The sequence below is a fragment of the Trinickia dinghuensis genome (assembly GCF_003367175.1).
GTDB classification, from domain to species: domain Bacteria; phylum Pseudomonadota; class Gammaproteobacteria; order Burkholderiales; family Burkholderiaceae; genus Trinickia; species Trinickia dinghuensis.
The window spans coordinates 16,084-37,564 of record NZ_QRGA01000009.1 but is presented as its reverse complement, the minus strand read 5'-3'; the positions used below and the strand labels follow the sequence as shown (position 1 = coordinate 37,564).

General features: G+C 63.0%; 18 protein-coding genes and 1 pseudogene. 13 read left to right on the top strand and 6 right to left on the bottom strand.

Annotated features, from left to right (window positions below; all coding sequences use genetic code 11):
• The first annotated feature begins 4 nt into the window (after positions 1-4).
• The 4 genes from DWV00_RS16650 (at position 5) to DWV00_RS16635 (ending at position 5,646) form a co-directional block, all read left to right on the top strand.
• Complete coding sequence (locus DWV00_RS16650; RefSeq protein WP_115534709.1) at positions 5-1,804, top strand: acyl-CoA dehydrogenase; 1,800 nt, start codon at positions 5-7, stop codon at positions 1,802-1,804.
• Between the two features lie 36 nt (positions 1,805-1,840).
• Entirely contained in the window at positions 1,841-3,499 is a 1,659-nt protein-coding gene (locus DWV00_RS16645; protein ID WP_181885487.1) for an electron transfer flavoprotein-ubiquinone oxidoreductase, read from the top strand.
• 84 nt (positions 3,500-3,583) lie between these two features.
• A complete protein-coding gene (bktB, locus tag DWV00_RS16640) occupies positions 3,584-4,771 on the top strand; it encodes a beta-ketothiolase BktB (protein ID WP_115534708.1) in 1,188 nt (395 codons plus the stop codon).
• A 23-nt stretch (positions 4,772-4,794) separates the two neighbouring features.
• Entirely contained in the window at positions 4,795-5,646 is an 852-nt protein-coding gene (locus tag DWV00_RS16635) for a 3-hydroxybutyryl-CoA dehydrogenase (RefSeq protein WP_115534707.1), read from the top strand.
• Between the two features lie 8 nt (positions 5,647-5,654).
• Here the strand turns inward: DWV00_RS16635 and DWV00_RS16630 are convergent, their stop codons facing one another.
• Complete coding sequence (locus DWV00_RS16630; protein WP_245964922.1) at positions 5,655-6,554, bottom strand: LysR family transcriptional regulator; 900 nt, start codon at positions 6,552-6,554, stop codon at positions 5,655-5,657.
• A 196-nt stretch (positions 6,555-6,750) separates the two neighbouring features.
• On the opposite strand from DWV00_RS16630, the gene DWV00_RS16625 reads away from it, so the two are divergent.
• On the top strand, positions 6,751-8,010 hold the full coding sequence (locus tag DWV00_RS16625) for an MFS transporter (RefSeq protein WP_115534705.1): 1,260 nt from the start codon (positions 6,751-6,753) through the stop codon (positions 8,008-8,010).
• A 57-nt stretch (positions 8,011-8,067) separates the two neighbouring features.
• Here the strand turns inward: DWV00_RS16625 and DWV00_RS16620 are convergent, their stop codons facing one another.
• On the bottom strand, positions 8,068-8,979 hold the full coding sequence (locus DWV00_RS16620) for a LysR family transcriptional regulator (protein ID WP_115534704.1): 912 nt from the start codon (positions 8,977-8,979) through the stop codon (positions 8,068-8,070).
• Between the two features lie 73 nt (positions 8,980-9,052).
• Here DWV00_RS16620 and DWV00_RS16615 point away from each other — a divergent pair, with 73 nt between their 5' ends.
• Complete coding sequence (locus DWV00_RS16615) at positions 9,053-9,832, top strand: NAD(P)H-dependent oxidoreductase (RefSeq protein ID WP_115534703.1); 780 nt, start codon at positions 9,053-9,055, stop codon at positions 9,830-9,832.
• A gap of 443 nt (positions 9,833-10,275) precedes the next feature.
• Here DWV00_RS16615 and DWV00_RS16605 read toward each other — a convergent pair whose 3' ends face one another.
• The 4 genes from DWV00_RS16605 to DWV00_RS16590 form a co-directional block, all read right to left on the bottom strand.
• A complete protein-coding gene (locus DWV00_RS16605) occupies positions 10,276-11,217 on the bottom strand; it encodes a 3-hydroxyacyl-CoA dehydrogenase NAD-binding domain-containing protein (RefSeq protein ID WP_115534701.1) in 942 nt (313 codons plus the stop codon).
• 3 nt (positions 11,218-11,220) lie between these two features.
• Positions 11,221-12,141, bottom strand: coding sequence for a beta-keto acid cleavage family enzyme (locus DWV00_RS16600; RefSeq protein ID WP_115534700.1), 921 nt, complete (start codon positions 12,139-12,141; stop codon positions 11,221-11,223).
• A 37-nt stretch (positions 12,142-12,178) separates the two neighbouring features.
• Positions 12,179-13,444, bottom strand: coding sequence for an MFS transporter (locus DWV00_RS16595; RefSeq protein WP_245964910.1), 1,266 nt, complete (start codon positions 13,442-13,444; stop codon positions 12,179-12,181).
• A 215-nt stretch (positions 13,445-13,659) separates the two neighbouring features.
• The gene (locus tag DWV00_RS16590) at positions 13,660-14,364 is read right to left on the bottom strand and encodes a Crp/Fnr family transcriptional regulator (protein ID WP_115534698.1); all 705 of its coding nucleotides are present in this window, start codon (positions 14,362-14,364) and stop codon (positions 13,660-13,662) included.
• Positions 14,365-14,476: 112 nt separating this feature from the next.
• On the opposite strand from DWV00_RS16590, the gene DWV00_RS16585 reads away from it, so the two are divergent.
• From DWV00_RS16585 to DWV00_RS16555, 7 genes and pseudogenes are all read left to right on the top strand, one after another.
• A complete protein-coding gene (locus DWV00_RS16585; protein ID WP_115534697.1) occupies positions 14,477-14,908 on the top strand; it encodes an acyl-CoA thioesterase in 432 nt (143 codons plus the stop codon).
• Positions 14,909-15,009: 101 nt separating this feature from the next.
• The gene (locus DWV00_RS16580; RefSeq protein ID WP_115534696.1) at positions 15,010-16,923 is read left to right on the top strand and encodes an FAD-binding monooxygenase; all 1,914 of its coding nucleotides are present in this window, start codon (positions 15,010-15,012) and stop codon (positions 16,921-16,923) included.
• Between the two features lie 3 nt (positions 16,924-16,926).
• A pseudogene (locus DWV00_RS16575) lies at positions 16,927-17,028 on the top strand (MarR family winged helix-turn-helix transcriptional regulator); the annotation flags it as partial.
• A 90-nt stretch (positions 17,029-17,118) separates the two neighbouring features.
• Positions 17,119-17,883, top strand: coding sequence for an SDR family oxidoreductase (locus DWV00_RS16570; protein WP_115534695.1), 765 nt, complete (start codon positions 17,119-17,121; stop codon positions 17,881-17,883).
• Between the two features lie 639 nt (positions 17,884-18,522).
• Positions 18,523-18,831 carry a hypothetical protein gene (locus DWV00_RS16565; RefSeq protein WP_115534694.1) on the top strand — a complete coding sequence of 103 codons (309 nt, stop codon included), beginning with the start codon at positions 18,523-18,525 and terminating at the stop codon, positions 18,829-18,831.
• A gap of 114 nt (positions 18,832-18,945) precedes the next feature.
• Entirely contained in the window at positions 18,946-19,986 is a 1,041-nt protein-coding gene (locus DWV00_RS16560) for a LacI family DNA-binding transcriptional regulator (protein WP_115534693.1), read from the top strand.
• 207 nt (positions 19,987-20,193) lie between these two features.
• Entirely contained in the window at positions 20,194-21,384 is a 1,191-nt protein-coding gene (locus DWV00_RS16555) for an ABC transporter ATP-binding protein (RefSeq protein ID WP_115534692.1), read from the top strand.
• Positions 21,385-21,481: the final 97 nt, after the last annotated feature.

Here is a 21,481-nt window from a genome sequence, read left to right as displayed (position 1 = left end):
CGCTATGAGCTACACCGCCCCGATCAAGGACATGCTGTTCGTGCTGAAAGAGCTGGCCGGTCTCGACGAGGTGGCCGGTCTCCCCGGTTTCGAGGAAGCCGGCCTCGACACGGCGCAGGCGGTGCTCGAGGAATCGAGCAAGCTCTGCGGCGAAGTTCTGGCGCCGCTGAACGTCGAAGGCGACCGCAACCCGAGCACGTGGAAAGACGGCGTGGTCACGGCATCGCCCGGTTTCAGGCAAGCGTTCCGCCAATTCGCGGAGGGCGGCTGGCAGGGCGTGCAGCATCCGTCGGAATACGAGGGGCAGGGCTTGCCGAAGCTGATTGCGACGCCTTGCATCGAAATGCTGAACGCCTCGAATCTCTCGTTCGCGTTGTGCCCGCTGCTCACGGACGGCGCCATCGAAGCGCTGCTCACCGCGGGCAGCGAAGAGCAGAAGCAGCGCTACGTGCCGAAGCTCATTTCGGGTGAGTGGACGGGCACGATGAACCTGACCGAGCCGCAGGCGGGCTCGGATCTCGCGCTCGTGCGCACGCGCGCCGAGCCGCAGGGCGACGGCACCTACCGCGTGTTCGGCACGAAGATCTTTATCACGTGGGGCGAGCACGACATGGCCGAGAACATCGTCCATCTCGTGCTGGCACGCACGCCCAGTGCGCCCGAGGGCGTGAAGGGGATCTCGCTGTTCATCGTGCCGAAGTTCATGATCGGCGAGGACGGCACGCTCGGCGCGCGCAACGACGTCCACTGCGTCTCGATCGAGCACAAGCTCGGCATCAAGGCGAGCCCGACGGCCGTTCTGCAATTCGGCGACCACGGCGGCGCGGTCGGCTACCTGATCGGCGAGGAGAATCGCGGCCTCGAATACATGTTCATCATGATGAACGCGGCGCGCTTCGCGGTCGGCATGCAGGGCGTGGCCGTGGCCGATCGTGCCTATCAGAAGGCGGTGGCCTACGCGAAGGAGCGCGTGCAGAGCCGCCCCGTCGACGGTTCGGCCAAGCAAGCCGTGACGATCGTTCATCATCCGGACGTGCGCCGCATGCTCGCGACGATGCGCGCGCTGACCGAGGGGGCGCGTGCGCTCGCCTACGTGGCGGCGGCTCACAGCGACATCGCGCATTGCCACGCCGACGAGCGCGTGCGTGCCGAACATCAGGCGATTTACGAATACCTCGTGCCGATCGTGAAGGGCTGGAGCACGGAATTGTCGCTCGACGTGACGAGCCTGGGCGTGCAAGTACATGGCGGGATGGGATTCATCGAAGAGACGGGCGCGGCGCAGTACTACCGCGACGCTCGGATCCTGCCGATCTATGAAGGCACGACCGCGATTCAGGCGAACGACCTCGTCGGGCGCAAGACGCTGCGCGACGGCGGTGCCGTGGCGCAAGGGCTTCTGGGCGAAATCGACAAGACGGTCGAAGCCTTGAAATCGCACGGCGATAGTTCGGATAGTTCGTTCAGCTCGATTGCGACGCAACTCGAAGCAGGGCGGCATGCATTGGCTGCCGTGGTCGACTTCGTCGTCAAGCAGGCCAAGACCGACCCGAACGCCGTATTCGCGGGCAGCGTGCCGTATCTGAAGCTCGCGGGCCTCGTGCTCGGCGGCTGGCAGATGGCGCGCGCTGCACTCGTCGCGCAAGACAAGCGTGCCGAGGATCCTTCGTTCCACGGCGCGAAGATTCTGACCGCTCGATTCTTCGCCGAACACTTGCTGCCGCACGCCGCCGCACTCCAGGCGTCGATCGTCAGCGCGAAGGGTGGCGAAGGCTGGCTCGCTTTAGACATCGAACAATTCTGACTCTGAGCCGACTCCGAGTTTCAAGGGAAGATAAGCATGACGACGACGGCCTCGCAACGCGAATCGATGGAATACGACGTGGTGATCGTCGGCGGCGGCCCGGCCGGGCTGTCGGCCGCGATTCGCCTGAAACAGCGCGCGGCGCAAGAGGGCGTCGAGCTCGGCGTCTGTGTGTTGGAAAAGGGCTCCGAGATCGGGGCGCATATCCTGTCGGGTGCCGTGATGGATCCGCGCGCAATCGGCGAGCTGATTCCCGATTGGAAAGAAAAGGGCGCACCGCTGGACGTCGAGGTCACCGAAGACCGCTTCCTGTTCCTCTCGAAGACGGGGGCGACGGCCGTTCCGAATTGGATGCTGCCCGATAATTTCAAGAATCACGGCAACTACGTCGTGAGTCTTGCCAACGTCACGCGTTGGCTCGGTCAGCAAGCCGAGGCGCTCGGCGTCGAGATCTTCCCCGGCTTCGCTGCGGCCGAGGTGCTGTACCACGACGACGGCTCGGTGAAGGGCGTCGCCACGGGCGATATGGGCATCGGCAAGGACGGCCACCCGACCGACAACTTCCAGCGCGGCATGGAGCTGCACGCGAAGTACACGCTGTTTTGCGAAGGCACGCGCGGCCATCTCGGCCGGCAGCTGCAAGACGTCTTCAAGCTGCGCGACGGTGCCGATCCCCAGGTCTACGGCATCGGCATCAAGGAAGTGTGGGACATCGATCCGGCCAAGCACCAGCGCGGTCTCGTGGTTCATACGGCCGGGTGGCCGCTCGATACGCAAACGTACGGTGGCTCGTTCCTGTATCACATGGGCGATAACCAGGTCATCGTCGGCTTCGTCGTCGGTCTCGGCTATTCGAATCCTTATCTTTCGCCGTTCGAGGAATTCCAGCGCTACAAGACGCATCCCGCGATTCGCAGCTTCTTGGAAGGGGGCAAGCGCGTGTCGTACGGTGCGCGGGCGATCACCGCGGGCGGGCTGCAATCGTTGCCGAAACTCGTGTTTCCGGGCGGCGCGCTCGTCGGCGACGAGGCAGGGTTTCTGAACGCTTCACGGATCAAGGGCAGCCATGCGGCAATCAAGACTGGCATGCTCGCGGCCGATGCGGCATTCGACGCTGTGCGCGCTGGGCGCCAGGGCGACGAACTGTCGGCCTATTCGCAGTCGTTCGCCGGCTCGTGGCTGCATGCGGAGCTGCACAGGGGACGCAATTTCAAACCGTGGATGAGCAAGGGCCTCTACATGGGCACGTTCATGGTCGGCGTCGAGCAGAAGCTGTTCGGGGGCAAGGTGCCATGGACATTGCGCCATCGCCATTCGGATCACGAGATGCTCAAGCCCGCATCGCAGTGCAAGCCGATCGAGTATCCGAAGCCCGACGGCAAGCTCAGTTTCGATCGTCTTTCGTCGGTGTTCCTCTCCAACACGAATCACGAGGAGAATCAGCCCGCGCATTTGACGCTGAAAGATGCGGGCGTACCCGTGCAAGTGAATTGGAAGGACTATGCGGGCCCCGAGAGCCGATACTGCCCGGCCGGTGTCTATGAGTTCGTGGCGGACGAGACCGCAGGCCAACGGCTGCAAATCAACGCGCAGAACTGCGTCCATTGCAAGACTTGCGACATCAAGGACCCCACGCAAAACATCGTATGGGTCGCCCCCGAAGGCGGCGGCGGTCCTAACTACTCGAACATGTAGCGAGCAGCGTTTCATGGGCGGATCGAATCGATCGAACGGATCGAACCGGTCGATCCGATCGGACGGATCATTGAGGAGAACGAAATGAGCAAGGAAGTGGTCGTTGTAGGCGGCGTTCGCACCGCCATCGGAAAATTCGGCGGCAGCTTGAAGGACCTCGCGCCGACCGAACTCGGAACGATCGTCGTGCGCGAGACGCTGGCGCGCGCCGGCGTCGAGGCCGCCCACGTCGATCACGTCGTGTTCGGGAACGTGATTGCAACCGAGCCGAAGGATTTCTACTTGTCGCGCGTTGCCGCGATCAACGCGGGCATTCCCGACACCACGCCGGCGTTCAACGTGAATCGCCTCTGCGGTTCGGGCTTGCAGGCGATCGTGTCCGCGGCGCAGACCATCATGCTCGGCGACGCGGAAATCGCGATCGGCGCCGGCGCGGAGAACATGAGCCGTGCGCCGTACATTGCCCCCGACGTGCGTTTCGGCGCGCGCATGGGCAACGCGGGCTTGATCGACATGATGCTCGGCGCGCTCAACGATCCATTTCACGCGGTGCCGATGGGCGTGACGGCGGAGAACGTCGCGCGCAAGTTCGGTATTTCCCGTGAGGACCAGGACGCGCTCGCGCTGGAATCGCATCGCCGCGCCGAACGCGCGATCGCCGAAGGCCGCTTCAAGCGGCAGATCGTGCCGATCACGCGTCGCGTCAAAGGCAAGGACGTCGTGTTCGATACCGATGAGCACGTGCGCAACAACGCGACGATCGAGGATTTTTCGCAGCTCAAGCCCGTGTTCGCGCGCGAGAACGGGACGGTGACGGCCGGAAACGCTTCGGGCATCAACGATGCGGCCGCGGCCGTGCTCTTGATGTCGCGCGAAGCGGCCGAGCGGCGTGGCGTCAAACCGCTGGCGCGGCTCGTGGCCTACGCGCATGCCGGTGTCGACCCGCTGCACATGGGCATCGGCCCAGTGCCGGCGACGCGGCTGGTGTTGGAGCGGGCGAAATTGACCGTCGCCGACATCGACGTCGTCGAAGCGAACGAAGCGTTCGCCGCGCAAGCCTGCGCGGTGACGCGCGAGCTCGGCTTCGATCCGGCCAAGGTGAACCCGAACGGCTCCGGCATTTCGCTCGGCCACCCGATCGGCGCGACGGGTGCCGTGATCACGGTCAAGGCGATCGACGAATTGCAGCGCATCGGCGGGCGCTATGCGCTGGTGACGATGTGCATCGGCGGCGGACAGGGTATTGCCGCGATTTTCGAAAATCTTCAGTAAGTTCAGTCAGTCTAGGTCTAGCTATGACAATCGAAACGTTGGGCGTGATCGGCGCCGGCACGATGGGCAATGGGATCGCGCAAACGGCTGCGGTATCGGGATTCAAGGTGATCCTCATCGACGTGACCGAAGCGGCGCTGGCCAAGGGCCTGGCCGCGCTCGGCTCGAGCCTCGAGCGGCTCGTCGCCAAGGGCAAGCTCGATGCGGCCGTGCGCGATGCCGCGCTGGCACGGATCGAGACTTCGACCGATTACGGGCGTCTCGCGGCGGTTGATCTCGTGGTCGAAGCCGCCACCGAAAATCTCGAACTGAAGACGCGCATCCTCAAGCAGATCGAAGCGGTCGTGCCGGCGAGCACGCTCATCGCGTCGAACACGTCGTCGATTTCGATCACGGCGCTGGCCGCGACGCTCGCCGAGCCTTCGCGCTTCATCGGCATGCATTTCTTCAATCCCGTGCCGCTGCTGCCGCTCGTCGAGATCATCCGCGGATTGCAAACGAGCGATGCCACGGCGGCGTCGGTGACCGATGTCGTCGCGCGTCTCGACAAGTCGCCGATCGGCGTGCGCAACAGCCCGGGCTTCGTCGTCAACCGGATTCTCGTGCCGATGATCAACGAGGCGTTCTTCGTCCTGGCGGAAGGCGTGGCCAAGGCCGAGGAAATCGACGAAGGCATGAAGCTCGGTGCCAATCATCCGATCGGCCCGCTCGCGCTGGCCGATCTGGTCGGGCTCGACGTGTGCCTATCGGTGATGGAAGTCTTCGTGAAAGACCTCGGCGATCCGAAGTATCGTCCGTGCCCGCTGCTGCGCGAACTCGTCGCGGCAGGGCGGCTCGGCCGCAAGACGGGCCGCGGCGTGTACGAATACGCCTGAGCGCCGTTTCAGGTCTCGCTCACCCAGGCTCCGCTCGTCGCGACGGATACGGCTTCGCGCATCAGCGCGATGAACCGGATCAATCGTGATGGGTAGAACTGGGCATGCGGATAGATGAGGTAGACGGGCAGCGAGGCCGCTTGCCACTTCGGTGCTAGCAGGACTAAACGCTTGTCGGCGAGCTCGTCGGCAATCAACCAGGCCGAGCTGACGCAGGCGCCCATGCCGAGCACGGCGGCGCTACGCAGCGCGTAGAGGTTATCGGTGCTGATGCGAGGGGCGATCGAGATGCGGCGCGTCTCGCCGGTTTCCTCGTGTGTCAGCGTCAACTCGGTTCGGTAATACGTTCGCAACGCCAGCCACGGCAATGCGACGAGTTCGTCCGGATCTTGCGGAATACGGCCCCCCTGCAGCAGCGACGGCGAGCCGGCCACGATCCGCGGCACCTTCGACAGCCGGATCGCGACGACGGCCGGATCGTTGGGCTCGCCCACCTGAATCGCGCAATCGATCCCCTTGGCGATGAAATCGTGCACGTCGTCCTGCAGCAGCCACTCGACCGACACGCGCGGATAATCGTTCAGATACTGCACCAGCGGCTCGACCAATCTTTGCTGACCGAACGCGTGCGGCACCGCCACGCGCAGCAGCCCCTCGGGCTCCTCTTGGGCGCCGCGCACATCGGCTTCGAACGACGCCCAGCTCGCCAGCAATTCCTTGGCGCGCTTGAAGCATCGCTCGCCGTCCACCGTCAACCGCATCGTATGCGTCGAGCGCTGCAGCAAGCGCACACCCAGCGAGCGTTCCAGCGCTTGCAAGCGGCGACTGATCGTTGGCTGCGTGGTGTGCAATTGAGCTGCGGCGGCAGAGAGATTGCCTGACTCGACTATACGTACGAACGTTTCCATCAGCTGAAAGCGCTGGCTCGCCCCATCCAACGAAAAATCGGAAGCGGCCGCTTTACCTTTCGGCGTATTGGGGGAGCGATTTCTCTCAGTCATACGTTCAGCGTATAACAAATCTTCATCCGGCGGTACTACCGGCATCGTGTCTCGGCCGTCACACTCGCATCCATTCCCTCGATCCGTCTGTGAGTGCCTGACCATGTCTACCACTGAAATGCTCGATACGACGCAGACAAGCGCGTCTCGCCCCGTTTCCGTGCACCATGCCGTTGCTTCGCCGCCCTCGCGCCTCGTCATGCTGCTCGCGGCAGCAGCCGGCCTCGGCGTCGCGCCGCTGTACTACTGCCAGCCGATGCTGGGTGTCCTCGAGTCGGACATGGGCGCATCCGCGCGCGTGATCGGGATGGTGCCGACGCTGACGCAACTGGGCTACGCCCTTGGGATATTGCTGCTGGCGCCGCTCGGCGATCGTTACGACCGGCGCCGCGTGATTCTGGCCAAAGCGATGGCGCTCGTCGTGGCGCTGCTGCTCGCGGCCGCCGCGCCGTCGGTCGGCTTCCTGCTCGCGGCGAGCTTTGCGATCGGCGTGGCGGCGACGATGGCACAAGACGTCGTGCCGGCCGCGGCGATGCTCGCGCCCGACGCGCAGCGCGGCAAGATCGTGGGGACGGTGATGACCGGGCTGTTGTTCGGCATCCTGCTATCGCGTGTCGTGAGCGGCTTGGTCGCGGCGCATGCAGGCTGGCGCGCCATGTTCGTTGCCGCGGCGGTCAGCGTGGCCGCGATCGCCCTGGCCGCGTGGCGCGGCCTGCCGTCGTTCAAACCGACGACGCACCTCTCATATCGTGCATTGATCCGCTCTCTCGGCCATCTTTGGCAACACCAGCGAGCGCTGCGCCGTGCCGCGACCGCTCAAGGGCTGCTCGCGATGGGCTTCAGCGCGTTCTGGTCGACACTCGCGGTTCTGCTGCACGGGGCGCCGTTTCATCTGGGCAGTGCGGTCGCAGGCGGCTTCGGGCTGGCCGGCGCAGCCGGTGCGCTCGCTGCGCCGATCGCGGGACGCCTGGCTGACCGGCGCGGCCCCGAGATGGTGACGCGGCTGGGCATCGGTGTCGCGATGGCGTCGTTCGCCGCGATGGCCTTGGGTTCGTTCATGACGCCGCACGCCCAACTGGTGCTGCTCGCGGTGGCGACGGTCGGTTTCGATCTTGGATTTCAGACGACGTTGATCGCGCATCAAACCATCGTCTACGGCATCGATCCCGCCTCGCGTGCCCGTCTCAACGCGGTGCTGTTCGTCGGGATGTTCATTGGCATGGCGGCGGGCGCGGCGCTCGGCAGCTTGATGTTGGCGCAGTGGGGATGGCCTGGCGTGATCGCGATGGCGGTGGCCACGTCGCTCGCCGCGCTGGCGGTGCGGGTTTGGCCGCACCGTGTGCGAGCCGGGGCGCACGGATAAAAGCTAATGCGCTGTAAGCGAGTCCCGAGCCGCCGGCGTTCGGGGCTCGCTGCTCTTCTACACCGATGCTGCGATATGCTCTCGCAGCCACTGATGGGCGGGATCCCGATGCACCCGCTCGTGCCAGAGCATGCACATCTCGTAGCCCGGCACCTCGATCGGCGAGTCCGTCACGCGTAGCGCCGGGTTTGCCTGCACCAGCCGCGCGGGCGCCATCGCTACAAGGTCCGTGCTCGCGACCGCCGACACTAAAAATAGAAAGTGCGGAACGGAGAGGACTACGCGCCGCGTGAGCCCGACTTTTTGCAGTGCTTCGTCGGTCACGCCATGAAAACCGCCGCCTTCGGGCGATACGAGTACGTGATCGAGCTTGCAAAACTGTGCCAACGTGGGCCGCCGCCTCAATCGCGGATGGTCGGCGCGGCCCACCAGCACATATCGTTCGGCGAACAGCAGGCGGCGGCGCATGCTTTCCGGTGCACCCTCGACCGTATGAAAGGCGAGATCGATCTCGCCTTGTTCAGCTTGTTTCTCGAAGCGGGGCGGCGCCATCTCGACGACGGCGAGCCGGCTGCCCGGCGCGGCCGAGCGCAATCGCTGCAATGCCGGCAGCACGACCGTCGATTCGGCATAGTCGGTCGCGGCGAGCTTCCACGTTTGATTGGCGCTCACCGGATCGAACGCGCGGGGCGGGGTGACGGCGCGCTCGATCGCGGCGAGTGCTTCGCGCAGCGGCTCGCGCAGCGACTCGGCGCGCTTCGTCGGACGCATGCCGCGCGGCCCGGGCAGCAGCAAAGGATCGTCGAATACATCCCTGAGCTTCGCGAGCTGGACGCTGACGGACGGCTGCGAATAATGCAGCCGCTGCGCCGCACGCGTGACGTTCAGCTCGGCTAGCAGCATGTCGAGCGTCACGAGCAGATTGAGATCGAGATTTCTGAGGCGATTATCCATGACAATACCTATCATGCTTGTAATTCATTTCTAATATAGCTCAGCGAGCCGTACGCTGTGTCTCCAACAACCTTTGGAGATCGATGTCATGAACGTACTGATCGTCTATGCGCACCCGGAGCCGACGTCGTTGAACGGCGCGTTGAAGGATTTTTCCGTGAAGCGGCTGGAGGATGCCGGACATACCGTCCGCGTATCCGATCTTTACGCCATGAAGTGGAAGGCGCCGGTCGACGCTTCCGATAACACGGATCACCAGCCGGAAACTGCGTTCCACGCGTCGCTCGATTCGAAGCACGCCTATGCGAACGGCACTCAAAGCGACGACATCGCGGCCGAGCAGGAGAAGCTGAAGTGGGCCGATGCCGTGATTCTGCAGTTTCCGCTCTGGTGGTTTTCGATGCCCGCGATTCTCAAAGGATGGGTGGATCGTGTCTATGCGTACGGCTTCGCTTACGGCGTGGGCGAACATTCCGACGAGCGCTGGGGCGATCGCTATGGCGAAGGCTCGATGGCCGGCAAGCGCGCGATGCTGGTCGTCACGACCGGCGGGTGGGACACGCACTATGGCCCGCGCGGCATCAACGGGCCGATCGACGACATCCTGTTTCCGATCAATCACGGCGTGCTGTTCTATCCGGGCTTCGACGTGTTGCCGCCGTTTGTCGTCCATCGGACGAGCAAGATGGACGAGGCCCGCTTCGCCCAGACGAGCGATGCGTTGGGCCGGCGCTTGGACGAACTGTGGAGCACGAGACCGATTCCGTACCGGCGGCAGAATGCCGGAGACTACGTCATTCCCGAGGGCACGCTGAGGGAAGACATTTTACCGGGGCGGACGGGGACGGCGGTGCACGCCGTGATGTGACAGGAGGCGACTGTCGGGGCTTAGGGTCATGTCACGCTTGCTACAGAAAAAGGTCGCGCAACGGCGTCGACGCTCACGAACCAGAACTGCGGCCCACCCTCGCGGTCCAGTAGCCGGTGCAGAGTCCGCACGGACCCGTCCGCGACGCCAGCCGGTAAGTGCGGGTAATGCGCAAGGAGGAGATCTTGGTCTGATTCAGTCGTCAGACATTCGGACGGCAGTTCCGGCCAGAAAACGGTCATTCGATTGTCGACCGCCGGCGTTGTGTCGTCGGCCTTTACTGTCATTCTCATTCCGGAGGGGCAGCTACAAGCTATGGTTAGCGTTTGCCGTTTCTTACAGGCGGTAGGTGTTGCTGCAAGGGATACCAGGTTGTTGCCGGATGCGAAAGCACTCTTGCGAAATTTTGTCACCGGCTGCTGAAGCGGAAAACAAGATAGCGCTCACGGAATCTCAGCACGATTGCGCTTGGCTTCCAGCAACTGAATCAGCAGTTCATTACGCTGGCGAAGCATTTCCGGAAAATCGTACGACGCCAATTCCGCTTCGATGCCTGCCGCAATCGACTCGATGTAATCATCCGACTCGGGATACTGACCAAGATCGTTGGCCCATTCGCGCTGCGCTGGACCCAGATGCTGCAGCACATGGGTTATCCCGCCAGCGCCACCCGAAGCGTGAAGATTGAGAAACGGACCGAGCAGCGCCCAGCGAAGACCCGGACCGTGGGAAATCGCCGTGTCGATGTCTTCCACGGAAGCGAATCCGCGCTCCACCAGGCTGATCGCTTCTTGCCATATCGCCGCCTGAAGCCGGTTGGCGATATGACCTTTGATCTCCTTGTTGATCCTGATGACCTTCTTGCCCGTCGACGCATAGAACGCCATCGTCTTCGCGATGTTGTCAGGCGATGTGAGACTGCCGCCGCAAACCTCCACTAACGGGATGATGTGGGAAGGATTGAACGGATGTCCCAACACGATCCGTTCCGGGTGTTTCGCGCCAGCCTGAATCTCGCTGATCGAAAGACCCGACGCCGACGAAGCGATGAGGGCTTCCGCTTTCGCTGCCGATTCGATGCTTGCGATCAGCGTCCGCTTGACGTCCAGACGCTCTGGTCCGCTTTCCTGAATAAAGTCGGCATCGCGCACCGCCGCGTTCAGGTCCGTCGTGAAGGTCAGATTGTCGCGAGAGGCGCCCTCCGCCAGTCCCAGTCGCTCGACGGCCGGCCAGTTGTCGTCGACCCAGTTGCGCAGCCGCGATCCGGCGCCTTCGCCGGGGTCCGTTGCCGTGACGGCGAAACCATGAGCGAGAAAGTGCGTCGCCCAGCCAGCGCCGATCACACCCGTGCCGACGATGGCGATGGTGGCGGGTCGGTTCGTCATCGCCTAAGCCTCCATGCCTGCTGCGTGGATGGTTTCGCGCAGCGGCTGCAAACCGATGATTTCGCGCGCCTCGGACGGCGTCGCTGGCTCGTAGCCCATTTCGCGCACGAGGCGAACCAGCCGCTCGACCAACTGGACGTTGGTGGCGAGTTCACCCTGCCTGTAGTACAGGTTGTCTTCGAGTCCGACGCGCACATGCCCGCCAAGCAGCAGCGAGTTCATCGCGGCAGGCAACTGCGCCGCGCCGATGGCGCTGACGTTGAAAACGGTCTTTTGGGGCAGATGGTCGACCATCGTCTGCAGTAGCCGCGGCGTATAGGGCAGCGCGCCCTGAAAGGCATTCGCGCCGATAACGATGTTAATGAAGTGCGGCGCGTCGTCGAGGCCTTCGTTGATCGCGCGCTGAACGTCCTGAACGATGTCGGCAAGGCCGAACACTTCCCATTCGGGCTTGATTCCGCGCGCTTTCATCATCTCCGCGATCTGCCGGATTCGCGAAGGCGGCGTCGCCACCAGGATTTCCTTGCCGCCGAAACTCGCGATCACCGTCTGCGCGTCGAGCGTGCACATCTCGACGCCATCACCCTGCATCCCCTTCAGACGTTCTTCCCACTGGATTTCCCACAGACCGTTGTCAAGTTCGCGCACCATGTCGCCATTGATGCCGCCACCCGTCGAGTTGTTGAGAATGATGTCGCACTTGTCGCGGATCAGGCGGTTGATCTGGCTGTAGATCGCCGGGTCGCAGGTGGCCTCGTCGTCGAGACGTCGTGCGTGCACGGCAACCACACTGGCACCCGCGTTGTAGCAGCGATACGTGTCGTCTGCGATCTCCTGCGGCTGCGTCGGCAGGGCGGGATTCATTTTCTTGCTGGCCATGCCGCCCGTCGGGGCGACGGTCACGATGACTTTGGGCTTGCTCATGTTGATGCTCTCCAGAGAAAAATGTGCTGAGTGTTCGTTAGTGCGCGCTGGCGTTGTCGGCGGGACCCACGCGAAGCGCGCTCTTTGGCAGGCCGAGAAGAATCGTGAGTCCGCCGCAGATGACGAGCGCGGTCAACGCCAGCAGTCCCATCTGGATGCTGCCTGTTGCGCCCTTGATCATGCCGATCAGCGTCGGGCTGACGAACCCGCCGAGGATGCCCAGCGAGCTGATCACGGCGATGCCCGCAGCGGCAGCGTTACGGTCCAGATAGGTCGGCGGAATCGACCAGAACAGCGAGCCGCCGCCGAAGATAAAGAACGATGCGGCGCAGAGCAGAACCATCACGGGAACGACAGCAGTGCCGAGATACGAGGTCGACGCCAGTGCAATTGCACCGAGTGCCAACGTTCCGCCTACATGCCAGCGACGCTCCTTGAAACGGTCCGAACTGCGGCTGACGACGAGCACGCCGAGCGCGCCGAAGATATAAGGCACTGCCGTGTACCAGCCGATCGTCGCGATCGGCGCGATACCGAGGCCCTTGATCATGGTCGGCAGCCAGAAGGTCAGCGTGTAGACGGCGCAGGCGCAGCAGAAATAGATGAACGCAAGCACGTACGTCTTCGGGTCGGCCAGCGCTGCGGCGAGGCGTCCGTGATGTCCAGCCTTCGTCTCGCCACGATGGTCGGCGTCCAGAACGTTCTGCACCAGCGTTTTCTCGGCGCCGCTCAGCCAGGACGCACGGGCCGGACCGTCCGGCAGCATGCGATACAGCACGAATCCCAGCAGGACGGTCGGCAGTCCTTCGACGAGGAACAGCCATTGCCAGCCGTGCATGCCACCAAAGCCTTCCATGCCGCTCATGATGGCGCCCGACAGCGGGCCGCCCAGCACACCCGTAATGGGCATGCCGAAGAGGAACAGACCCGTGACGCGGCCCCGGCGCTGGCTCGGATACCAGTACGTTAGATACAGGATGATCCCGGGGAAGAAGCCGGCTTCGAAGACGCCGAGCAACAGCCTGATCGCGTAGAACTGCCAGGGCGCCGAGACGAACGCGGTCGCCGCAGACGCGAGGCCCCACAGCACCATGATTCTCAGGAAAGTCAGCCGCGCACCGATCTTTTCGAACAGCAGATTGCTCGGCACCTCGAAGAGCAGATACGTCACGAAGAAAATGCCTGCGCCGAGTCCATACACTGCATCGGAAAAAGCCAGATCGTGTTTCATCTGCAGCTGCGCATAGCCGATGTTGATCCGGTCGAGGAACGCGCAGACGTAAGCGACAAGGATGAGCGGCATGACGCGCCAGCTTATCTTCCGGAAGAGTGCGTCTTCCACTATCTCGTCTGAAGAATGCCCGACGAGCGCGGCGGTGGGCGGTATTGAACGGGCGCGAATCATTGCGTGTCTCCTGACCTTGTATGACACGCATTATTTCGGGCGGCCGCCCGCACGACTGTCGATGGCGCGACAGTCGCGGACAGCGTAAACACCAAGTCGCAACCGACGCGGCGCTACCGGCCCAGATCCTGAAGCCCGGGCAGATCCAGCACGACGATGCCGCCGTATTCGGTGCGTACCAGGCCCGCGTTCTTGAAGCGGGTCATCGCCTTGTTGCATGTCTGACGCGACACGCCGGCGAGGTTGGCGAGTTCTTCCTGGGACAGTTGCAGATGCGCTGCGCCGCTCGGATTGGACAGCGGATGGACCATGCCGACGAGCGCTCTCGCGACGAGACTATCCGTATCGAGCAGACCGTACGCGGCGACGGCGCCCATGAACCAGTGCAGCCGCTCGTTGACCCGCAACAGCAAGAAATCGTTGAACGACGGATGGTGTTGGCGAAGCCATTCGAAGGTCGCGCGTGGAATCTGCGCAACGCGGCTATCGCGTAACGCGATGAGATCGGACTCGCGCGGCAGGTTGCGTATCAGCGTGCCTTCTCCGAACCAGCTGCCGACGGACTGGCCGCCGAGCGTCACCGTGTGTCCGTCGCGGGCTGTGATCGACCACTTGATCAGCCCTTCGAGCACGCCGAACCAGACATGTTGCCGCTCGCCATGATGTCCGAGAACCTGACCGGCCGGGACCACGCGCTCGGATGCTTCAGCGCGCACGCGGGACTGCGCGGCGTCGTCCAGCTTGCAGAACCATGACGACTGCGCGAGCAGTTCGTCGAGAGTGAGCGACACCGTGGCCGTCCGCTTTTGCCTCGTCATGTCGTCACTCCAGAGGGAGTTGCACGGCTTCGATGCGAACTGTCGCCGCATCGACAGTGTTGTGCAGGCGACCCGCACACAATGGCTGAACTGAAAGCAGGAGCATGGACCCGTGAGCAAAGAAACTGTCTATCGTATCGACGTGCAATTCGGCGATTGTGACCCGGCCGGAATTGTTTTCTTCCCGAACTTCTCTCGCTGGATGGACGCAGCGTCGCACGATTATTTTATACAGTGCGGCCTGCCGCCATGGCGCGAGATGCAAACGCTGCCGCATTGCATCGGCGCGCCGCTGCTCGAAATTCACACGCGCTTTCACACCTCGGCAACCTACTGCGAAAGTCTGTCGGTGCATACGCGAGTCGAGGAATGGCGTGGCAAGGTCTTTATCCAGAGCCATCGGATCATGCGCAACGATACGCTGATCTGCGAAGGGCAGGCGACGCGCGCACTGTGCGTCAAGCAGGACGGCGGACAGTTGAAGGCCGTCCCTGTGCCTGAATTTATCCGCGCTGCGTGCGAATCGGTGGAGAACGTAGCGTGATCCCAGGGTAAAAAGCGGGAAAGCAGGAAGCGTTTGAGTATGGTTGGTGTACGGAGTATATGCGTTGCAAGCGTAGTTGAAGACATACGGAGGAAGACATCATGCAGTTTCATCTCAACGGTTTTCGTCCGGACGATCCGATGATCGAGCCGGCTGCCGAGGGCGCACCTCGCGTCGATCTGCCTGAAGCAGTCGACGTGCTCATCATCGGCAGCGGTCCTGCGGGGCTCGTGCTCGCGGCGCAGTTGTCGCAGTTTCCGTCGATTACGACGCGCATCGTCGAACGTCGCGCGGGTCCGTTGCTGATGGGACAGGCAGACGGTGTCGCCTGCCGGACGGTCGAGATGTTCAACGCATTCGGCCTGAGTGAACGTCTGCTGCGCGAAGCGTACTGGGTCAATGAAACCGTCTTCTGGAGACCGGACGCTGACAATCGTGGCGCGATCCGGCGTACCGGCCGTGTTCAAGATACCGAAACAGGTATCTCCGAGTTTCCGCATGTCATCGTGAATCAGGCTCGGGTGCAAGAGTATCTGCTCGATCTGATGCGCCGCTCCGCACAGCGGCTCGAACCGGACTACGGTCTCGAAGTCGTCGACGTGCAGCGCGTCGACACCGATGAGTATCCCGTACACGTCACGTTGCGCCGTACGGATGGCGCGCGGTCTGGCGAAACCGTCGCCGTGCGCGCACGCTATGTGGTGGGTTGCGACGGTGCGCGAAGCCGCGTGCGTACGGTAATCGGTCAGACGCTGAATGGCGACGCCGCCAACCACGCGTGGGGCGTGATGGATGCGCTTGCCGTGACTGATTTTCCGGACATCCGTTTGAAGGCCGCGATCCAGTCCGCGAGCAAAGGCAACCTGCTGATCATTCCGCGAGAAGGTGGCTATCTTGTGCGCTTCTATGTCGATCTCGGCGAAGTCACACCGGAGAATCGCGACGCGATCAAACAGACGACTGTCGAGCGCATCATCGAGACTGCGCAAGGGATTCTTCATCCGTATTCGCTCGACGTGAAAGAAGTCGCGTGGTTCTCGGTGTACGAAGTGGGGCAACGGCTCACTTCGCGTTTCGACGATGCCGTTGCAAGCGACGGAACATCACGCGAGCCGCGCGTGTTCATTGCAGGCGATGCCTGCCATACGCACAGCGCGAAAGCGGGCCAGGGTATGAACGTATCGATGCAGGACGGCTTCAATCTCGGCTGGAAGCTTGGGGCGGTGCTGCAAGGACGCAGTCACACAAGTCTGCTGCGCTCGTATTCGGACGAGCGGCAGCCTGTCGCACAGGAACTGATCGACTTCGATAAAGAGTGGTCCGCGATGATGGCCGCTCCGCCGAAGGACCCCGCGCATCCCGAAGCCGGCGGCGTCGATCCCGCGGAACTTCAGGCGTATTTCGTGCGCGCAGGCCGATATACGGCGGGCGTCGCAACGCGTTATCGCCCGGGTGCGCTGACGGGTGATTCGACGCATCAGTCGCTCGCACAAGGCTTCACGATTGGCACTCGGTTTCATTCGTCGCCCGTCGTTCGCATCGCCGATGCCAGGCCGATGCATTTTGGTCACGTCGCTCGCGCAGATGGCCGCTGGCGTCTGTACGCTTTCGCGGACGCGAGCGGTAAGGCACTCGAAGCGTTCTGCGATCAACTCGCCTCGTCGCCGGAATCGGTCGTACGCCTCGCCACACCGGCCGGTGCCGACGTGGATAGCGTCTTCGATCTGCGCGCCGTGCTGCAAACGCCTCATCGCGAAGTGCGGCTCGACGATCTGCATGCGTCGTTGTTGCCGCGCAGGGGACGGTATCGGCTGGTCGATTACGAGAAGGCATTTACGAGCGATGCATCGACTGATATCTTCAACGAGCGCGGCATCGATCGCGAACGGGGCGCGCTCGTCGTTGTCCGTCCCGATCAATACGTGGCGCACGTGCTGCCGCTCGACGCCTTCGACGAATTGAACGCTTTCCTGAAGCCCATTTTTCTAACCGATCCCATTTCGCAGAACCGCTAGCCCGTGCCGACCAAAACCGACCACCCCGACGCGCTTTCCCGATTCACCGGCAGTCTGGTCCGACGCGCCCAGCAGCGGCATCTGGCCGTATGGCAGAGCCAGGTGTTGCGGCGTCTGCTGTTGGCGCTGTTGCCGCTTGACGAATGACGCATTCGTTGCGGAGTGGCTGACTCTAACCCGTAACGGAGGTGGAAATTGAGTGCGCAGAAAGTTCTTGTGACGGCAGGTGCGTCAGGCATTGGTCGGGAAATCGTTCGCGCCTTCGCGAACAACGGTGCGAAAGTGTTCGTGGTCGACGTCGACGCGAGTGGCCTGTCGGCGCTCGCCGCGGAATCGCCGAACATCGACACTGCAGTCTGTGACATGGCCAGTCGCGCCGATATCGAACGCGTGGTGCCGGATGCCGTTCGAGCCCTCGGCGGACTGGATGTGCTGGTGAACAACGCGGGCATCTCAGGGCCGACCTCATCGGTTGAAGACTACGATCCTGATGCCTGGGACGCGGTCATGCAGATCAATCTGAATGGCACTTTCAACGTGACCCGGCTCGCGATCCCTCATCTCAAACAGTCGCGCGCGGGGTCGATCATCGTGATGTCGTCGGTGGCGGGCCGTTTTGGTTATCCGAATCGAAGCGCGTATTCCGTCAGCAAGTGGGGCTTGATCGGATTCACGAAGACGCTGGCGCGCGAACTCGGCGAGTCCGGCGTGCGCGTCAACGCGATCCTGCCGGGCGCGGTCGAGGGCGAGCGTATCGAAAGAGTTCTCGCGGGACGCGCGCAGGTGAGCGGACGGTCCGTGGACGACGAGCGGCGGGATGCGATGTCGATCCAGTCGTTACAACGCTTCGTCGATCCACGAGATATTGCGGCAATGGCTGTTTTCCTTGCGTCGGACGCGGGCAAGTCGATCTCGGGACAGATGCTGCCGATCGACAATGACATGCAGCAAGCGTCCTGATCCGCTATTTCGCCGCCCGTCCCCGCGGTCTCGTCGGCGAGAGGTGGCGCGACGAAATCCCTTTTCGCGACCCCTATGCTTGGTCTGAAATACGAACGTCCGCTGATGGAGCGAAAACGCTCTCTCTCTGCCGCGAAATTCGATAGTCCGATGCGGGTCGGTTTCGGCCGAATGTCGCCAGGCGGCTAGGCCATGGCGCGCTGGTGTCAAACAACTGGCGACAAAGCGCAGGCATCGAGGCGCTAACCGGAGATAAGTTTCTTGCGGCTGGCCGGTCGCACCGTGCCTTTGGTTTGTAGCGAAGTGAATCGAGCGCGCCCGCGATCCCGAACTTGAACTCGAAAGCATCGAGAGACAGCGGTGCGAGGACGACCGTTTGCGCCGCCTGCGGAGGCGGGCTCGGTGCTGATCCAGTTTGCGCGCATCTCAGCCCGACTGCGATCGTCCTCGACAAGCTGTCGATGGCGTTCGGCGTGTCATTGGCCGCGCTGTTCGAGCAGTCCGAGAACGTGACGATCCACGAGCCGTTGCCGCATTGTTCGCGGCATGAGCAACTGGTGTGGATGGACCCCGACTCGGGCTACGTTCGCCGCAACGTGTCGCCGCCGGCCTGGTCGCCGATTCAATGGGCGAGTGGGCATGAACCAGGCAATGGCCTGCATCGATGTATTGGCCGACGTGCTGATCGATTGTGTGGAAGGGGGCGCCTCGGTGAGCTTCATGTTGCCGATATCGAGGCGGACCGCCGTCGAATTTTGGCGCAGCGTGGCGGACGCCGTAGCCGGCGGCGACGCCGAAAGACTCTACGAGCGAGCAGGGTGGGCGCGGGTTGGCACCGTGCCCAACTACGCCATGATGCCCGATGGCGCGTTTTGCGGGACGACGTTCTTTCACAAGCAACTCGATCCGCAAGCCACGATGCCTAGGGAAACCCCTGATCACAACTGAGTTGACTCTCCGCCATCCGACGTTAAACTAACTCGCGTCAGGTCAAGTCGCATGCATCCGTGCGACTTTTTTCGAATAAATCACTAACGCGCGTTAGTTCGCGACCCGAAGAACATGCCCCGTGTCACCAGCACCGCAGTCGCAAAGCTCGCCGGCGTCTCTCGAACGACGGTGTCGTTCGTCTTGAACGGCGTGTCCGGCATGGGCATCAGCGAGGAAACCCGCGAGCGCGTGCTGACCGCGGCCAAGCAGCTCGGCTACGTGCCGAACGCGCTCGCGCGTTCGCTTGCGAGCGGCTCGTCCAAAACCGTGGCTTTGCTGATGCCGCATGGCGACCACGTTCACGTCGACGTCGATGCTTATCTGCCGCGCTTTTTGGCTGGGCTCAGTCTGGCCTGCCACAAGAACGAGTACAAGGTGCTGCTCGAGCCCGTCAAGGACTCCGACCGGCCCGGCACGTTCGTTGACTTGATCGACAGCGGCCGGGTCGATGGCCTGGTCGTCTTGAACCCGCGCCGGCTGGACGAAGCCTATCTGTGCGAGCTGGCGGAGAAGGGTTTCCCGCTGGTCGTGTTCGGCTCCAATTTGGCCGAGCAACTGACGGTCTGCAGCATCGGCGTGGACAATCGCGCAGCGGCCAAGTGCGCGACGGAGCATTTGCTTTCGCTCGGGCATCAGCGCATTGCGCACATCGGCTTTGCCTCGGAAAGCTATCAGGTCGTTCGCGATCGCCTGGACGGGTTCCGGGAGGCGCTCGCGGCACGCAAGATCGACGCCGATCCGAGGTGGATCGCATTCGGCGACTACAGCGCCCAAAGCGGCTATGACGCGATGCGTTCGATGCTCGCACGCGCCCCTCGCATGTCCGCCCTGTTCGCGGGCAACGATACGATCGCCTTCGGTGCTATGGCGGCACTGCGCGACGCCGGGCTAAAGGTGCCGCATGACGTTGCGGTAGTCGGGTACGACGACATTCCGCTGGCCGCTTTCGCTGCGCCACCGCTGACGACGATGCGCACGGAGCCGTTCAACGAAGGGATCGACGCCGCACAGACGCTGCTCAAGATCATTCGAGGCGAGTCGGCCGACGGCTCGCATCGGCGCGACGTCGCGCCCTTGATCGTGAGGCGCTCGTGCGGAGCAACGGCAACGTGAATCGCAGGATGACGTAGTCAGGACATTCGTTCATCGAACATCGAGGGGAATCGGCCGGGATCGACATAGGGGCCGAAACGGGCGCTCAAGAACGAAAAATAATTAGCACTACTAAATAAATACGTAAAACCGCCGCGGGAAGCCTCGTCGACTGAACGAGTCGACGTTCCGCGGCCCGAAACAACGCGAAAAAACTCGGAGACAGGCATGGCAAGCGTTGCGCTTAGAGGGGTATCGAAGTCGTACGGTGGAAGCTTGCCCACCGTCGACAGTGTCGATTTGGATATCGCGCAGGGAGAATTCTGCGTGCTGCTGGGTGCTTCCGGCTGCGGAAAGTCTACGCTGCTGCGCTTGATCGCCGGGCTCGAGGACATCACGCAAGGCGATCTGTTCATCGGCGATCGACGAGTCAACGATGTCCCGCCGGCCCGCCGCGGCGTCGCGATGGTCTTCCAAAGCTACGCGCTGTTTCCTCACATGACCGTGTACGAGAACCTTTCGTTCGGCCTCTCGTTGGCGAAGGCCGACAAGCGGGTCATACGGGAAACGGTCACCGCCGCCGCGCGTGCGTTGCACATCGATCATTTGCTCGAGCATAAGCCCCGGTCGCTGTCGGGCGGCCAACGGCAACGCGTTGCCATCGGGCGCGCGATCGTCCGTCAGCCGGGCGTTTTCTTGTTCGACGAACCGCTGTCGAACTTGGACGCCTCGCTGCGCGCGCAAACGCGCTACGAAATCGCTCGGATTCACCGAGACGTCGGCGACGCATCGACGGTCTATGTAACGCACGACCAGGTCGAGGCGATGACGCTCGCCGACCGCGTCGTATTGCTCAATTCCGGCGAAGCGGCACGGCGGCACGGCAGCATCGCGCAATGCGGTTCGCCGCTCGATCTCTACCATCGCCCGCGCAATCGGTTCGTGGCCGAGTTCATCGGGTCGCCGAAAATGAACTTCATTCCGGCCGTTCTCGTCGAGGCGAGCGAATCCGTCGCTCAGGTGCGGCTTGCGGGCGGCGAGACCCTCGCGGCCAATGTCGACGCGCGGCGCCTGCGGCCGGGCGAGCTCATCACGTTGGGCATTCGCCCCGAGGATGCCGAGGTGCAGACGCAAGTGCAGCACGTCGTGCGCGAAGTGAAGTGGCAAGAGCGGTTGGGCGATGCCACCTATGTCTACCTGAAAAGCCGCGAGGACGACGCGCCGTGGGTCGTGAAACTGCCCGGCACGGCGAGCGTCGCGCCAGGGCAGCGTCTGCCTTTTGCGTTGCCGCGGCACGCGCTGCACGCGTTCGACGCGCAAGGCGATGCCTTCGAGCGCCGTGTCGAACTCACACCCGGCGCGCCACGGAATGTCCCGCCGAGCCGCAGCGCCGCGAGCGATGCCACGCACGTCTCATGAATTCATGAGGCGGCTGCAATTTCCACGTATTCCCCCGTATTCACCCGCAGTCAACAACAACGGTCGTCGAAGGACGGCGTCGCCACGCGCGATTACA

Excerpts from the sequence above, each read along its gene's own strand:
- DWV00_RS16630 (WP_245964922.1), bottom strand. The coding sequence starts at position 6,554 with ATGGAAACGTTCGTACGTATAGTCGAGTCAGGCAATCTCTCTGCCGCC.
- DWV00_RS16615 (WP_115534703.1), top strand. The coding sequence starts at position 9,053 with ATGAACGTACTGATCGTCTATGCGCACCCGGAGCCGACGTCGTTGAAC.
- DWV00_RS16580 (WP_115534696.1), top strand. The coding sequence starts at position 15,010 with ATGCAGTTTCATCTCAACGGTTTTCGTCCGGACGATCCGATGATCGAG.
- DWV00_RS16650 (WP_115534709.1), top strand. The coding sequence starts at position 5 with ATGAGCTACACCGCCCCGATCAAGGACATGCTGTTCGTGCTGAAAGAG.
- bktB (WP_115534708.1), top strand. The coding sequence starts at position 3,584 with ATGAGCAAGGAAGTGGTCGTTGTAGGCGGCGTTCGCACCGCCATCGGA.
- DWV00_RS16595 (WP_245964910.1), bottom strand. The coding sequence starts at position 13,444 with ATGCCGCTCATCCTTGTCGCTTACGTCTGCGCGTTCCTCGACCGGATC.
- DWV00_RS16605 (WP_115534701.1), bottom strand. The coding sequence starts at position 11,217 with ATGACGAACCGACCCGCCACCATCGCCATCGTCGGCACGGGTGTGATC.
- DWV00_RS16635 (WP_115534707.1), top strand. The coding sequence starts at position 4,795 with ATGACAATCGAAACGTTGGGCGTGATCGGCGCCGGCACGATGGGCAAT.
- DWV00_RS16555 (WP_115534692.1), top strand. The coding sequence starts at position 20,194 with ATGGCAAGCGTTGCGCTTAGAGGGGTATCGAAGTCGTACGGTGGAAGC.
- DWV00_RS16600 (WP_115534700.1), bottom strand. The coding sequence starts at position 12,141 with ATGAGCAAGCCCAAAGTCATCGTGACCGTCGCCCCGACGGGCGGCATG.
- DWV00_RS16620 (WP_115534704.1), bottom strand. The coding sequence starts at position 8,979 with ATGATAGGTATTGTCATGGATAATCGCCTCAGAAATCTCGATCTCAAT.
- DWV00_RS16645 (WP_181885487.1), top strand. The coding sequence starts at position 1,841 with ATGACGACGACGGCCTCGCAACGCGAATCGATGGAATACGACGTGGTG.
- DWV00_RS16625 (WP_115534705.1), top strand. The coding sequence starts at position 6,751 with ATGTCTACCACTGAAATGCTCGATACGACGCAGACAAGCGCGTCTCGC.
- DWV00_RS16590 (WP_115534698.1), bottom strand. The coding sequence starts at position 14,364 with ATGACGAGGCAAAAGCGGACGGCCACGGTGTCGCTCACTCTCGACGAA.
- DWV00_RS16565 (WP_115534694.1), top strand. The coding sequence starts at position 18,523 with ATGAACCAGGCAATGGCCTGCATCGATGTATTGGCCGACGTGCTGATC.
- DWV00_RS16560 (WP_115534693.1), top strand. The coding sequence starts at position 18,946 with ATGCCCCGTGTCACCAGCACCGCAGTCGCAAAGCTCGCCGGCGTCTCT.